This window comes from Pseudomonas sp. GM79 (genome assembly GCF_000282495.1).
In the GTDB taxonomy this organism is placed as follows: Bacteria; Pseudomonadota; Gammaproteobacteria; order Pseudomonadales; family Pseudomonadaceae; genus Aquipseudomonas.
Window position 1 is genome coordinate 56106 of record NZ_AKJE01000039.1, and the last position, 14479, is coordinate 70584.

The 14479-nt window shown below is 61.0% G+C and carries 9 protein-coding genes; 3 read left to right on the top strand and 6 right to left on the bottom strand.

What is annotated here, in order from left to right; all coding sequences use genetic code 11:
* Nucleotides 1-196: 196 nt before the first annotated feature.
* Together PMI36_RS17455 and PMI36_RS17450 are read right to left on the bottom strand one after the other, a co-directional pair.
* Nucleotides 197-4708: a hemagglutinin repeat-containing protein gene (locus PMI36_RS17455; RefSeq protein WP_008071196.1), complete on the bottom strand. Its 4512-nt coding sequence runs from the start codon at nucleotides 4706-4708 to the stop codon at nucleotides 197-199.
* A gap of 92 nt (nucleotides 4709-4800) precedes the next feature.
* Nucleotides 4801-6528: a ShlB/FhaC/HecB family hemolysin secretion/activation protein gene (locus PMI36_RS17450; protein ID WP_008071197.1), complete on the bottom strand. Its 1728-nt coding sequence runs from the start codon at nucleotides 6526-6528 to the stop codon at nucleotides 4801-4803.
* Nucleotides 6529-6762: 234 nt separating this feature from the next.
* Between PMI36_RS17450 and PMI36_RS17445 the strand changes: the two genes are divergently transcribed.
* Both PMI36_RS17445 and PMI36_RS17440 read left to right on the top strand, forming a co-directional pair.
* The gene (locus PMI36_RS17445) at nucleotides 6763-7884 is read left to right on the top strand and encodes an HlyD family secretion protein (RefSeq protein WP_008071198.1); all 1122 of its coding nucleotides are present in this window, start codon (nucleotides 6763-6765) and stop codon (nucleotides 7882-7884) included.
* Nucleotides 7881-9473 (top strand): DHA2 family efflux MFS transporter permease subunit, encoded by a 1593-nt coding sequence (locus PMI36_RS17440; protein ID WP_008071199.1) that lies wholly within the window; start codon nucleotides 7881-7883, stop codon nucleotides 9471-9473. Before PMI36_RS17445 ends, PMI36_RS17440 begins: the two co-directional genes overlap by 4 nt.
* A gap of 9 nt (nucleotides 9474-9482) precedes the next feature.
* Here the strand turns inward: PMI36_RS17440 and PMI36_RS17435 are convergent, their stop codons facing one another.
* From PMI36_RS17435 to PMI36_RS17420, 4 genes are all read right to left on the bottom strand, one after another.
* Nucleotides 9483-9923, bottom strand: coding sequence for a carboxymuconolactone decarboxylase family protein (locus tag PMI36_RS17435; protein ID WP_008011502.1), 441 nt, complete (start codon nucleotides 9921-9923; stop codon nucleotides 9483-9485).
* A gap of 244 nt (nucleotides 9924-10167) precedes the next feature.
* Nucleotides 10168-11613 carry a mechanosensitive ion channel family protein gene (locus tag PMI36_RS17430; RefSeq protein ID WP_008071200.1) on the bottom strand — a complete coding sequence of 482 codons (1446 nt, stop codon included), beginning with the start codon at nucleotides 11611-11613 and terminating at the stop codon, nucleotides 10168-10170.
* A gap of 185 nt (nucleotides 11614-11798) precedes the next feature.
* Complete coding sequence (ycaC, locus tag PMI36_RS17425; protein ID WP_008011497.1) at nucleotides 11799-12425, bottom strand: isochorismate family cysteine hydrolase YcaC; 627 nt, start codon at nucleotides 12423-12425, stop codon at nucleotides 11799-11801.
* Nucleotides 12426-12552: 127 nt separating this feature from the next.
* Nucleotides 12553-13419 (bottom strand): pirin family protein, encoded by an 867-nt coding sequence (locus PMI36_RS17420; protein ID WP_007907675.1) that lies wholly within the window; start codon nucleotides 13417-13419, stop codon nucleotides 12553-12555.
* A gap of 105 nt (nucleotides 13420-13524) precedes the next feature.
* On the opposite strand from PMI36_RS17420, the gene PMI36_RS17415 reads away from it, so the two are divergent.
* Nucleotides 13525-14433, top strand: a complete 909-nt coding sequence (locus PMI36_RS17415; RefSeq protein WP_008071201.1) for a LysR substrate-binding domain-containing protein — start codon at nucleotides 13525-13527, stop codon at nucleotides 14431-14433.
* The last annotated feature ends 46 nt before the right edge of the window (nucleotides 14434-14479 follow it).

A 14479-nucleotide genomic window follows, 5' to 3' on the forward strand; every position in this document is an offset into this window, starting at 1 on the left:
CACCTACTGGGTAAATCTCGCCCCATCAGAATAGGTGATCCCACAGTAGATCTTCTGTGAACACAAAATATGTGTACGGCGGTACTCCAATGTGGGAGCGGGCTTGCTCGCGAAAGCGGTGTATCAGGCAACACTATGTCGACTGACCCACCGCTTTCGCGAGCAAGCCCGCTCCCACAGAGGGATGCATGTGGGCTTAGATGTTTTTCTCGTCGATGCCGGCTTGCAGCGACTGGCTGTCGTAATGACCGCCAAGGGTCACGGGGCCGAGTTTGACGCTGTGCTCCCCAGCGGTGGAAACGTCGGGTTTACTGCCCTCGGTTTGCGGCTTTTCTGGCAGATCGAGTCCTGCCTTGACGCCGTAATCGCGGTTGCTCAGGTCGGTGGTGCTGACCTTGGAGCCCCCTAAATCCACACGACCTTCAGATGAAGCAACCCGTGCGCCGGTCAATTGCGTTGCACCGCCAACCTTGAGATTCACGCCTTGCGTGCCGTTGATGCCCGAGGCCTGACCGACGCTGTCTTTGTGAGCAAAACCGGCATCCAGCTTCAGGGTCGGCGTGTAGTCCGTCCCGCCCGGTTTGCTGTTGTCGGCCACTTTGTCCTTGTCGACTGGCGCTGCTTTTTTGCCGGTCAAACCGAGGTCAAGATCGACCTTGGCGCTGGTCTGGCTGGCCTGACGGCTTTCCACGGTCAGGTCGCCACCGACCTTGCCGCTGACCGTCGTCGCATCGATCCGCGCCCCCGCCAGATGCGCATCGCCAGCGCTGTTCAATACCACGCTGTCAGCCTTGATCTGGCTGTTCTGCTGAGTCGTGCCTTGCAGGTAATCCACGCCCACCTTGGCCCCGGCATTGAAGCCATGATCACTCTTGGCCACGTCTTTTTCGTTGGTGGCCGTCGGTGTGCTGTTGCTCAGATTACCGCCGGCATTCAGGGCGACGTTCCAGTTCGTGCGGTTTTGCGTGGACTGGGCCGACTCTTGATAGACCCCGCCGTTCTGCGCATCGAGGGCAACGTTCGACGCGCTGACCTGAGTGCCTTGCAGATGGATTGAATCGCCGCTGAGCTGGATCTTGTCCTGACTGTTGAGCTTGCCGCCGGTCAGGGTCTGGCTGCTTTCATTGACCCGGCCGATGTTGAAGTTGGCGCTCAGGTTGCCGCCCTGATCGCTGCTTTTCTCGGTACTGGTTTTGCTGCCGCCCACCTTCAAACCGCCGCCGAGATTGCTGCCCGTGGCGCGATGGGTGTCGGTGGCCGCTTGCAGGTCGAGTTTGCCGCCGGCCTTCAGGTCGATGGCGCCGTCGGTATCGACTGTCGTCCCTTGCAGGGTCTGGTCGCCGCCGCTGCTCAATTGCACCGGGCCTTTGCCCTCGATACTTGCCACGCGAGCCTGGCTGTCCTGAGTCTGATTGCCTTTGTGATCGAGTTGGAAACCAGCACCGAGATTGACGTTGGTGCCGTCGGTGCCAGGAGCCGTGCCGACGCTCAGCGAACCGTTGCCACGCAGGCTGGAACTGTCGCTGCTCTGGCTGTCATTGGCCTGATTCAACGCCAGCTCACCACCGGTTTTAATCGAAACACCGCCCTGCCCGCCATCGAAATGGCTGCCCTCAAACTGGCCGTCATTACGCAGGTTGATGTTCACGCCTTGGCTACCGGCATAGCCGCCGACCACAGCGGTGGAGCTGTCTTTACGCGTCTGGCTGCTGCCGCCCGCACCGCTGCCGGCGACGTTCACGTCCTCACCGGTTTTGGTGTAGACCCGCACGTCAGCCTTGGCGTCCAGCGCCTGATCGGTGCTGCCGTGGGTATTGCGCGCGGCGCTCGCCACCAACGTGTCGGCACTGATGTTCACTTTGCCCGCACTCGCCTGGTACTGAGTGCCCTGATCCTGCAACGTGCCGGCGACGTTCACGTCCACCGTGCCGCCCTTGAACTGACTGACCACGGCGTTGCTTTTCTGCTCGGTATGGCTGCCGTTCTGATGTCCGATCGCCACGTCGATGCCGACATTCGGCTGGCCGAGGTTGGCCAGTGCGTCCTTGTCCGGCACCTTGCCGTCCAGTACGCCTTCGACGGCTTTGGCGATCGGTCGGGCGATGTCTTTGTATTCGACGTTGGCACCGACGTCTGCCGACCAGTTGCTCTGTGTATGAGTGCTGCTGTCGGTGTTGCTCGCGGCCCGATTGTCGACTTCGGTGGCGGCGACATTCAGACCTTTGCCGGCATCAAGACGCGCGCCTTCAGTGGTGAGTTTGCCGGTGTTTATATTCAGGTTGCCGCTGCTTTGGACGCTGGTGGTTTGTGCGGTGGTTTTGTTCGTGGTGTCCTGGGAGGTGCTGTGGGTGAAGTCCACTCCGCTGCCGGCACGATCGAGGCCGCCGGTGTAGTAGAAACCGCCGCTGGTGCCGGTGGTGTCCGTCGATGTGCTGTGGCTGTCCTGCTCGGCCAGCAGCGACACGTTTTTACCGCTCAGGGTCGCGTCGCCGTTTGTGGCTTTGACCTCGGCACCTTTAAGGGTCAGATCACCGCCTGCCGCCAGTTGCACGTTGGCGCCGCTGAGGCTGGAGCCTTGCTGGCTGACATCACGGGTACTCGCGGTTTGCTGCTTGTCTTCGTAATGCACACCGGCGCGGTACTGCCCGGCGCCCGGGGTGTTTTCCTTGGCATAGGCATCGAAGCCACGGGTTTCGGTAGTGTTGCCGGACTCATGGGTGTTCTGCGCGGAATGCACATTGACGTCCCCCGTCGCCTCGGCGCTGAGGGTGCCATTGGCCTTGACCGTGGAGCCGGCCACTTCGATGTCTTTGGCACTCTTGAGCTTGAGGTTGCTGTCGGAGGTCAGTTCGCTGCGCACCGTGGTGCTGTCCTTGGCGTTCTGACGGGTTTCATCCTTGGTGATGCCGAAAAACTTGCTGTCCTTGTCGTGGCTGTTGGCATGGGAGGTGTCTTGCACGCCATCGATGACCAGCGAGCCTTTGTCGCTGATCACGCTGGCCTCGCTGCCGCCGCGCACCTGACTGCCACTGATGCGCACATCGTCGGCCTTGACGATCAGTTTGCCGCCGGCATTGACCTTGCTGCCCTGGTTCAGGGTCTTGCCCTGATCCGCATCGCCGGTCTTGCCGAAGAAACCGCCACCCACCAGATCACCGGAATAGCGGTTGTCGCTGTTGCGCTGGGTGCGGCTGGCGCTGGTGATCTCGACCTGTTTGCCGGCGAGCTGGATATCACCCTTGCTGCTCAACTCCGCGCCCTCGGCACGTAACAACGCCGCCGTGGCCAAAGCGATATTGCCGCCCTTCAACTGTGTGGTGATGCTGCGCTGCTCTTCGCTGCTGGTGTCCCAGTTGGCTTTCCACAGGTGTTTGCGATGGTTGCCCTGATCGGTTTGGGTGCGGCTTTCGGTGGCGGCGGTCAGGCGCAGATCACCGCCGCTCTGGACGCTGAGAGTGTTGGCAGCGTCGACCTTGGCCGCCTTGAGTTCGGTGTTGCCACCGGACGACAACTGCGCGTCACGTCGGGCGAGAATCTGGCTGCCGTGCTGGCGCGAGTCGCTGTCAGTCTGGGTCCGGTCGTAGGTTTCCCAGGTGATGCCGATGGTGCTGTTGTTCCAGTTTTCGCGTTTCTCTTGAAGCTTGCGGCTTTCGACGGTGCTCAAGGTCAGGTTGCGTTTGGCATCGACCTTGACGTCACGGCCACTGACATCAGCAGCAGCCAGCAGCAGGTCCTTGCCGCTGTGCAGACCGACATCACCCTGACTGCTGCGCACGCCGGCGCGGATGACATCGAGGCTGTCGGGAACGGCCTGACCGCTAATGCTCAGGTCACCGGCGGAACGAATCTGTACGCCATCACGACCGTCGACCTGTACCGGGCCGACCCGCACACCCGCGCCCTCAGCGGTGCTGACGATGTTGATGCGCCCAGCCTGCATCGCACCGAACAGGCTGGCGTCGATGCGTTGGTCTTGAGTGTTACCGGCCGGGTCCACGGTTTTCACCTGGCCGCTGGCGTAATCCACCTGGTTGCGGCCAACGGTGAGGTTTAACTGATCCCGGGCACTGAGGCGGCCCTGGCTGTCGATGCGGGGGGCGATCAGGTTGAGCGAGCCTTCGCGGTTTTGCAGGCCCGCGCCTTGAATCTGCAAGGTGCCGGTGGCGTCGCGGGTGCTGAGGGCTTGCAGCTTGCCGTCATTCAGTTCGGGGCGACCGACCACCAGATTGGCGTTCGGGGTGTTGATGAAACTGCCGCCGTTCACCGAAATCCCGTTGGGGTTGGCCAACACGTAATCGGCGGATTTACCGAAGATTTCCTGGGCGCCGTTGAGGGCCGAGGCATTGCGGCTGATCACTTCATTGAGGATCACGCTCGCGGCCTGCCCCTGGAATTGCGGGTTGGCTGCCAGTTGCCCGGCGAGTTGCGACTGCCCGGCTTGCAGCGCGTTATTCAGCACCAGGCCCTGACGGTCAACGTTGTAGTCCAGGAACTGGTTGTGGGACAGGCCGGATCCGTTAGGCGCAACGATGTTGACGATGGGCACGCCGCCCTGGGTTTGCAATTGCGCGGTGCCGCCGGGGCCCGGCGCGACCACTACGCCCCCTGCCAAAGCGTTGGGCAGGTGAGCAATCAGGAACAGGCTGGCAATCGCCCAGCGCAGTTTGCCCCGAGGGGAAAGATGGAACGCAAATGTCTGTGCAGGCATAAAAACCTCTCAATTAAAGTGCGGCATCACGTTGCGCGCTGAGTTGTTGGCCGTGGCTGTGGCGCTCAGGTCCGACGGCTGTTTGTTGGTGTTCATATCTGCAACCCCACGCGCATCAGCCAGGTCTCTGGCTCATGCTGCAAACCGCTGGGGGTGTTGAGGCTGCGTTGGTAATCGACGTCGACTTGCAGGTTTTTCCAGCTCAGGTTGACCCCGGCGCTCGCGCCGCTCAGACGTTGCCCTTGAGCGCCGTGGTCGGCCTTGATCCAGCCGTTGTCCAGGCCCAAACGTGGGGTGATCTGCACTGGCAAAGCGCTGCGCAATGGCAGGCGCAAGGTATTGCGCCAGATCGCGCCACTGGCACCGGATGCACTGCTGACCCGATAGCCGCGCACCGCAGAATCGTCAGTGCCCAGCAATTGCTCGATGGCCGGCAGCGGACCGGGGCTGTACTGCATGTTGAGCTGGCTCTGCCATTGCCAGGCCTGTTGGCCGAACTGGCCGTTGCGCCACTGGCTGAGGCCGGCGCGGTATTTGCGAAACTGCGCTTTGGGCAGGTTGTTGACCTGACGTTGGGCATCGTCATCGGCACCGAGCCAGCGCAAGCCTTGGGCGTAATTGATGTCCAGGTTCCACACCGCGCTGTTGAGCCAGAACAGATTCAGCCCGGCTTCGGCCACGGTCAGGGTCGGGCTCTGGATGCCCAGGCGAATGTTTTCCAGGTAACTGTCGACGTCCTTGTGGGCCAGTTGCAGGTTGGCGCTCAGTTGATGGCTTTGGTCGCGCCACAGCACCCGGTCGGCGCGCAGGCTGAGTTGGTCGGTGATGCCGGTGCTGTGGAATGTCAGCGTGCTGAGTTTGAACGGCGCACGGTATTCGGCGTGGCTGGCGAACAGGCTGTAAGTCCAGTAACCGTAGGGAATGGCGTAGTACAAACTGGCATTGCGGCTGTAGCGGTCGCCCTGATTGAGGGTGTCGCTGACGTTCAGATTGAGCGCGTCGTTGAGCTCCAGCGGGCTGTCCAGGCTCAGGTTCAAGGTGTCGCGATCGCGCCCGGTGCTGGCGCTGCCGAGGTTGTCCACGCCCAGGCCCAACGCCCAACGCGACTGCCCATGGGTGCGCGAACGCAGGATCAGCCGAGAGGCGCCGGGTTGGCTGCCGGGGGCGATGTCGGCGGTCAAATCTACGGAGCGCAAGCGGTTCAACTGATCCAGGCCTTGCTCCAGGTCCCGCAGGTTCAGCGGCTTGCCGAGCATTCCGGGAAATGCACCGCCAAGGGACACCGGCAGACTCTGGTCGGCCAACTCGATGGACTCGACGTAGCCTTCATCGACCACGATATCCAGCGACTGCCCCGCCGCTGGCGCGCTGCGCAGGTACGGCCGACTGGCGATGTAACCCGCCTCGACATACAGGCCAGTGATGGTCGCCAGCAAATGGTTGATCTGACCGACGCCCATGCACGACGACAGCTGCGGTTTGATTCGCTCATTGAGTGTCTGGCTGCTGATCAGCGTCACGCCGCCAATGCGCGTTCCGCTCAGGGGCCAGCAGCGCTCATCGGCAGGCACCGTGGCAGGAACGACAGGCGTGACCGGCGCCGCACCAAAACTGCCGCGCTCCAGTTGCCGGCGGCGCTGTTCCAGTTGCAGTTGTTGCAGGTCGCGCTGTTGTTGTTGCTGCTGGCGCAGCACTTCCTGGCCTGGAGCGGAAGGCTCGGCCGCCTTGAGCGAGGAAACACTCAGGCTCAGCAGCAAGGCCGACAACAGCGTGCAAGGCGTGGGACTACGACGAGGAACAGCGCGAAGCGAATACGGCACTCAACATCCTTGCGGTCATTAAATGGCTTAATGCCACTCCCTTAATGCGAGTGATAGTCAGATCGTTCCTACGCAAATGCAAGACGCGTCCTACAACGCTTACATTTCTTAAACAATTGCTTGGCCCTTTTTGTTTACCCAAGAGCACCTGACGACTGGTAGGGAAAACTCATTGCCACCAAATATTACCTGCGTCATATTACGCCCATAATAAGCTCCCGCAGGTATTTGTCCATGACCAGCATGCCCAGCCTTGAACCCGACCTTGCTGTCGCAGTGACCACACCCAAGCCTCCCCTGCTTAAAAGGTTGCTCTCGCTGACGGCAGCTATTGCGGCCCTGGTGATCATCGGGCTGTACGCAACCCATTGGTGGACCGCCGGCCGTTTCATCGAAGAAACCGACGATGCCTACATCGGTGGCGACGTCACGGTGATCGGGCCGAAGGTCGCGGGGTATATCGAACAGGTGCTGGTCACCGACAACCAGAAGGTCAAGGCCGGCGATGTGCTGATTCGGCTCGACGCCCGCGACTATCGCGCCAACCTGGCGAAGGCCGAGGGTGCGGTGGCTGCCGAAGAAGCGTTACTCGCCAACCTCGACGCCACCGAACAACTGCAACACGCGGTGATCGGCCAGGCCCGCGCCGGCATCGATGCCGCCGGCGCCGAAACGGCCCGCTCGCGGGACGATAACGCCCGCTACAAACGCCTGGTGAACAGCAATGCCGTCTCGGTGGAAAGCGCACAACGGGCCGACGCCACCTTCAAGACTGCACAGGCGCAGAGTGCCCGGGCCCAGGCCGAATTGCTGGCCGCGCAACGCCAATTGAACGTGATTGAAACCCAAAAACAGCAAGCGCGCGCCGCGTTGATACAGGCGCGGGCCGAGCGTGATCTGGCGCAGTTGAACGTCGGTTACACCGAGTTGAAAGCCCCCGTCGACGGCGTGATCGGCAATCGTCGGGCACGGGTCGGTGCTTATGCCCAGGCCGGTTCGCAGCTGTTGTCGGTGGTGCCAGCCAGCGGACTATGGGTCGATGCCAATTTCAAGGAAGATCAGCTGTCGCGGATGACGCCAGGCCAGCGCGTGATCGTTCATGCGGACGTGCTCAAGGGACGTGAATTCCACGGTCATCTGGACAGCCTCGCGCCGGCCAGCGGTTCGCAGTTCAGCGTGCTGCCACCGGAAAACGCCACCGGCAATTTCACCAAAATCGTTCAGCGGGTGCCGGTGCGAATCCTGCTCGATCCGGCCGACGGCGTGCTCGGTCATCTGCGTCCCGGTCTGTCGGTGACGGCCGAAGTGGACACCCGCGCCGAACCTGAAACCCCGACCGTGGCCAGCGCGCCATGAACCGCGCCCTCGCCGCCCCCACGCAGCCGTTCAACGCCGCCAACATGGCGACGGCGACCAAGGTGTTCGCCTTCGCCACCATGTGCATCGGCATGTTCATTGCGCTGCTGGATATCCAGATCGTCTCGGCGTCGCTGCGTGACATCGGTGGCGGGCTCTCGGCCGGCACCGACGAAACCGCGTGGGTGCAGACCAGTTACCTGATCGCCGAAATCATCGTAATTCCACTGTCGGGCTGGCTGTCCCGGGTGTTCTCGACCCGTTGGTTGTTCTGCGCTTCGGCGGTGGGTTTCACCTTGGCCAGCCTGCTCTGCGGCGCGGCATGGAACATCCAGAGCATGATCGCCTTCCGCGCCCTGCAAGGGTTTCTCGGTGGTTCGATGATCCCGCTGGTGTTCACCACCGCGTTCTTTTTCTTCACCGGTAAACAACGGGTGATCGCCGCCGCGACCATCGGCGCCGTGGCCTCGCTGGCACCGACGCTGGGGCCGGTGATCGGTGGCTGGATCACCGACATTTCGTCCTGGCACTGGCTGTTCTACATCAACCTGGTGCCGGGGATTTTCGTCGCGGTGGCGGTGCCGATGCTGGTGAAAATCGACCAGCCGGAATTGTCGCTGCTCAAGGGCGCCGACTACCTGAGCATGCTGTTCATGGCGGTGTTTCTCGGCTGCCTGGAGTACACCCTCGAAGAAGGACCGCGCTGGAACTGGTTCAGCGACAGCACGATTCTGACCACCGCCTGGATCAGCGGCCTGGCCGGATTGGCCTTCATTGGTCGAACCCTGCACGTAGCCAATCCGATCGTCGATCTGCGTGCCTTGAAAGACCGCAACTTCGCCCTCGGCTGTTTCTTTTCATTCGTCACGGGGATCGGCCTGTTCGCGACGATTTACCTGACGCCACTGTTTCTCGGCCGGGTGCGCGGTTACGGCGCGCTGGACATTGGCTTGGCGGTTTTTTCCACCGGGGTGTTCCAGATTCTGGCGATTCCGCTGTACGCCTTTCTGGCCAACCGCATCGACCTGCGCTGGATCATGATGACCGGCCTTGGGCTGTTCGCCTTGTCGATGTGGGATTTCAGCCCGATCACCCATGACTGGGGAGCTAAAGAGTTGATGCTGCCGCAAGCCTTGCGCGGGATCGCTCAACAACTGGCAGTGCCGCCCGCGGTGACCCTGACCCTCGGCGGACTGGCGCCCGCGCGGCTCAAACATGCTTCGGGGTTGTTCAACCTGATGCGCAACCTCGGCGGCGCGATGGGTATCGCCGCGTGCGCCACGATCCTCAATGACCGCACCAACCTGCACTTCACCCGGTTGGCAGAGAACCTCAACAGCACCAACGAAGCACTCAACCAGTGGCTGTCCCAGGTCGGCAATAACTTCGCCGCCCTCGGCCAGAGCGGTGACATCGGCGTCACCGCCAGCCTGCGTCAGTTGTGGCTGCTGACCTACCGCGAAGCGCAGACGCAAACTTATGGCGACACGTTCCTGATGATCATGGTCTGCTTCATCCTCGCCACGGCGATGGTGCCCTTGATGCGCAAGGTGCAACCACCGGCCGCGCCGAGTGCCGATGCGCATTGAGCCCGAGTCTTACTCTTGAGGCATTTTGCGGAAACCCACGGCCAGGCGGTTCCAGCTGTTGATGGTGGAAATCGCCACGGTCAGGTCGACCATTTCCTTGGGGCTGAACTCGGCGCTGAGCAGCGCATAGTCTTCGTCCGGCGCGTGGGTCAGGCTCAGTTGGGTCAAGGATTCGGTCCAGGCCAGTGCGGCGCGTTCACGATCGGTGAAGAACGGTGCCTCGCGCCAGGCCGTCACGGCAAACAGCCGGCGTGGCGTTTCCCCACCCTTGATGGCATCGGCGGTGTGCATGTCGATGCAGAAGGCGCAGCCGTTGATCTGTGATGCGCGCAGCTTGACCAGTTCGATCAGCGACTTTTCCAGCGGCAGCTTCGAGACGGCGGCTTCCAGGGCCATCATGGCTTTCAGGGCGTCTGGGGAGGCTGTATAGAAATCGATACGAGGTTGCATGGTGAGCTCCAATAACAGGTGGGGTTGGCGCTACGTTAATGCCGACCTGAGGTTGTACAAATAGCCAATTATTGGGAAGTTGAGGATGCCAATAGATCAGAAGATTTTCAGTGACTGTACCGGCGCTTTCGCGAGCAAGCCCGCTCCCACATTGGACTTCGCCGGACACAAAACCTGTGTTCACTGAAGATCTAATGTGGGAGCGGGCTTGCTCGCGAAGGGGCCCGAACAGGCAACCAACACATCAGCCGCTACGCTTGCGCAACCACTGCAAAAAACTTTTTTTCTCCACCATCTTGGGTGTTTCCTGAGCAAACGTCTGGGCCTTTTGCAAACGGAAATCGAGCAAAGTCTTCATCGCTTCGCTGATGTCATGCCGCGCCTCCAGGCACGGTTTGAGGTATTCCTTCTCGATCCGGTACAAACTGCAAAAAGTCTTGGCGCTGATGTCCGCCGGCACTGACGAGTCAGACAGTATCCCGGCCTCGCCAATCACCTCTCCCGGCCCCATGCGCCCGGACTCGAACTTGACCCCGCCACGGCTCAGTTCCACCGACACCACGCCTGATTCGATGATGAACAAATGATCGCTGACCTCCCCCGCCGACAAGATCATTTCCCCGGCGCGGAAGGTTTGCAGGGTCATGTTCTGGCTGAAGGCTTCCTTCTCTTCCTGGCGCAGGGTCGAGAAAATGCTCGAGCTTTCCAGCAATGCCAGTGGCCGTGACAGGGCAGCGGGCGAGTTGGGCTCAGCGCTCGACAGCAAGTTGATACCCGATGCCTGCAAGTGCCGGAATGCCAAGTCGAACAGCTGATTGCGCACCACGCGCTTCTGATCCATGGAGACCACGAAACCGCTGATTTCGTATTCCGCGCCGGTGCCGCAGGAGGTTTTCAACGCCACGCTCGCCGCCGGTTTGTTCAACAGAAGGCGACAGCCCTGCATGGCCCGCTCCAGCGCATCGATCACCTTTTGCGGACGAGCATGGGGGCTTACTTGCAAGCTGATCGACACCCCGAAAATGTCACTGGGTCGGCTGAAGTTGATGATCTTGGCTTTGGCCGCCAGGGAGTTGGGAATCACCGCCATGCTACCTTGCGCGGTTTGCAGGCGCGTGGCGCGCCAGTCAATGTCGATGACCCGGCCTTCGGTGCCGTCGATGGAGATCCAGTCATCCAGTTGATAGGGTTTGGTGGTGTTCAGGACGATCCCGGAAAACACGTCGCTGAGGGTACTTTGCAAGGCCAGGCCGACGATGATCGCCAACGCACCAGAGGTTGCCAGCACCCCCTTGACCGGTAACTCGAGCACGTAAGCCAGGGCGGCGATGACCGCGATCAGGAAAATCACCGCGCCGAGCAAGTCCTGCAACAAACGCCCGGTGTGCCCGACCCGTTGCATCATCACCGCGCCGATCAACACCGTCAGGGTGCGCGCGGCGAACAGCCACCAGCCAATTTGCAAACCGGTTGCCGCCAGGTGCAACGGCACGTTGTCGGCCCAGGGCGCCGGCTCCATGGGGTTCAAGCCTTCGTTGAACAGCAGCATGCTGAACAGCGCGAAAATCACCAGCCGCACCGCCAGTTTCCAGTTGCTGCCGCTGGCCGTGATCAAACGCCACAATCCCAGATCGATCAGGATCAGAATCAGCGCGCTGAGCAACGGGTGATCGGTAAGCAGTGACAGCATCAAGCAACTCCAGCAAGGGCCAATGGCGCGAAGATCTCACAGATTGTAGGAGCTGGCGAAGCCTGCGATCGGCAAAACACCACAAAACCAATGTGGGAGCGGGCTTGCTCGCGAAGGCTGCTTCACATTCAACAATAATGTTGACTGTTACACCGCTTTCGCGAGCAAGCCCGCTCCCACATTAATTACTTGCTGTTGGTGAGGGTGTTGTAGCTGGTCATCAGGTTGCGGTAATCCGGGATGTGGTTGGAGAACAAAGTCGCCAGACCTTCCACGTCGTTACGCCAGTCGCGATGCAGCTCACAGGCCAGGCCGAACCAGGTCATCAGTTGGGCGCCGGACGAAGACATGCGATCCCACGCCGATTGGCGGGTCAGTTCGTTGAATGTGCCGGAAGCGTCGGTCACCACGAACACCTCAAAACCTTCGGCCAGTGCCGACAGCGCCGGGAACGCCACGCAGACTTCGGTCACCACACCGGCGATGATCAGTTGTTTCTTGCCAGTGGCCTTGATCGCCTTGACGAAATCTTCGTTGTCCCAGGCATTGATCTGGCCTGGGCGAGCGATGTACGGCGCGTCCGGGAACAGTGCCTTGAGCTCCGGCACCAGCGGGCCATTGGGGCCGGTTTCGAAACTGGTGGTCAGAATCGTTGGCAGCTTGAAGTACTTGGCCAGGTCGGCCAGGGCCAGCACGTTGTTCTTGAAACGGTCCGGATCGATGTCGCGCACCAGAGAAAGCAAACCTGCCTGATGATCGACCAGCAGAACGGCGGCGTTATCCTTGTCGAGACGTTTGTAGGAAGTAGTCATAGGGTAATCCTCGCTTTTTATCGATGCCGAACGGGCCGGCGGAAGTGAACTCTGATTTTTCGTTTAAACGTGGCCAGGCAAGCGTAGTCAGCCAAACCCGGCACGCCACAGCGCTACAACAATGATTTCAATCACTCATCCGGCCAAAGCGTCCCGACTGGAAGTCGGCAAAGGCCTGGTGAATTTCTTGCTCGGTGTTCATAACGAACGGGCCGTGGCCAACAATGGGCTCGTCAATCGGCTCGCCGCTTAGCAGCAACACCACGGCGTCGTTATGGGCTTGCAGACTGAGCTGATCACCGTCGCGCTCGAACAACGCCAACTGCCCTTCTCGCACCAGTTCCGCACCGTTGACCTGAACCGTGCCGCGCAGCACCACCAGTGCCGTGTTGCGCCCTTCGTGCAGATCCAGGGTCAGCAACTTGCCGGCGTTCAAGCGAACGTCCCATACGTCGATCGGCGTGAAAGTGCGCGCCGGGCCGCGATGGCCTTCGAACTCACCGGCGATCAAGCGCAGGCTGCCAGCGTTGTTCTTCAGTGGAATGCTCGGAATGTCAGCGTCGAGAATCGTTTGGTAACCGGGCTCGGCCATCTTGTCCCTGGCCGGCAAGTTGACCCACAGCTGCACCATTTCCAGGGTGCCTCCGCTCTTGGCGAAACCTTCGGAGTGGAACTCTTCATGGAGAATGCCCGACGCTGCGGTCATCCATTGCACATCGCCGGGGCCGATCTTGCCGCCGCTGCCGGTGGAATCGCGGTGTTCCAGTTCGCCCTTGTAGACGATAGTCACGGTTTCGAAACCGCGGTGCGGATGCTGACCAACGCCACGACGCTCGGTGGTCGGGGTAAATTCAGCAGGGCCGGCGTGATCCAGCAGCAGAAACGGGCTGATGTGTTTGCCCAGGTTGTCGTAGGAAAACAGCGTGCGAACCGGAAAACCGTCGCCGACCCAGTGAGGTCGTGGGCTGGTGTAGATACCGATGATGTTTTTCATCTTTTCCTCCAAATCTGTTGTGTGACGCGATGGACAAAGCTTAAAACCGGCGCCTTTGGTGCGCTAGACTGCAAAAATCAGCCTTAGCGTTCTATTTGGAGAACGATGGTGGAAGACCTCAACACCCTGTACTACTTCACCCAAGTGGTGGAGCACCGCGGTTTCGCCCCGGCCGGACGCGCGCTGGACATGCCCAAATCCAAGCTCAGCCGACGCATTGCCGAGCTCGAAGAACGCCTCGGTGTGCGCCTGCTGCACCGCAGCAGTCGGCACTGCTCGTTGACCGAAATCGGCCAGGCTTATTACCAGCGTTGCCTGGCCATGCGGGTCGAAGCCGAAAGCGCCGCCGAACTGATCGAACGCAATCGCTCCGAACCTCAGGGCCTGGTGCGCATCAGTTGCCCGACCGCGCTGCTGAACACCTGGGTCGGGCCGATGCTGACCCGCTACATGCTCAAATACCCGTTGGTGGAGTTGTTCATCGAAAGCACCAACCGCCGGGTCGACCTGATCCACGAGGGGTTCGATATCGCGCTGCGCGTGCGCTTTCCGCCGTTGGAAAACACCGACATGGTGATGAAGGTACTGGGCAACAGCACCCAATGCCTGGTGGGGAGTCCGGCGTTTTTGCAGCGCTTGTCATCACCGGCCACACCGGCTGACCTCAGCGGTCTGCCGAGCGTGCATTGGGGTGGCGCGCAGCGTGAATATCAGTGGGAATTGTTCGGTGCCGATGGCGCCAGCGCGCTGATTCGTCATACCCCGCGAATGGTCACCGACGACTTGCTGGCCTTGCGTCACGCGGTACTCGCCGGCATCGGCATCGCCCACCTGCCCAGTGTGGTGGTGCGCGATGAGATTGCCGCCGGCCGACTGGTGGAACTGGTGCCGGGTTGGACACCCAAGTGCGGAATCGTGCACGCGATCTTCCCCTCACGACGTGGATTGCTGCCGTCGGTGCGGACCTTGATCGACTTTCTGGGCGAGGAATTCAGCCATAGCGATATTGCTTAGGGGTGGGGTCAAGTTCCAGCACCGAGTCGCGCCCTTCGCGAGCAAG

Coding starts and splice junctions, on each gene's coding strand:
- PMI36_RS17455 (WP_008071196.1), bottom strand. CDS start 4,708: ATGCCTGCACAGACATTTGCGTTCCATCTTTCCCCTCGGGGCAAACTG.
- PMI36_RS17445 (WP_008071198.1), top strand. CDS start 6,763: ATGACCAGCATGCCCAGCCTTGAACCCGACCTTGCTGTCGCAGTGACC.
- PMI36_RS17440 (WP_008071199.1), top strand. CDS start 7,881: ATGAACCGCGCCCTCGCCGCCCCCACGCAGCCGTTCAACGCCGCCAAC.
- PMI36_RS17435 (WP_008011502.1), bottom strand. CDS start 9,923: ATGCAACCTCGTATCGATTTCTATACAGCCTCCCCAGACGCCCTGAAA.
- PMI36_RS17430 (WP_008071200.1), bottom strand. CDS start 11,613: ATGCTGTCACTGCTTACCGATCACCCGTTGCTCAGCGCGCTGATTCTG.
- ycaC (WP_008011497.1), bottom strand. CDS start 12,425: ATGACTACTTCCTACAAACGTCTCGACAAGGATAACGCCGCCGTTCTG.
- PMI36_RS17420 (WP_007907675.1), bottom strand. CDS start 13,419: ATGAAAAACATCATCGGTATCTACACCAGCCCACGACCTCACTGGGTC.
- PMI36_RS17415 (WP_008071201.1), top strand. CDS start 13,525: ATGGTGGAAGACCTCAACACCCTGTACTACTTCACCCAAGTGGTGGAG.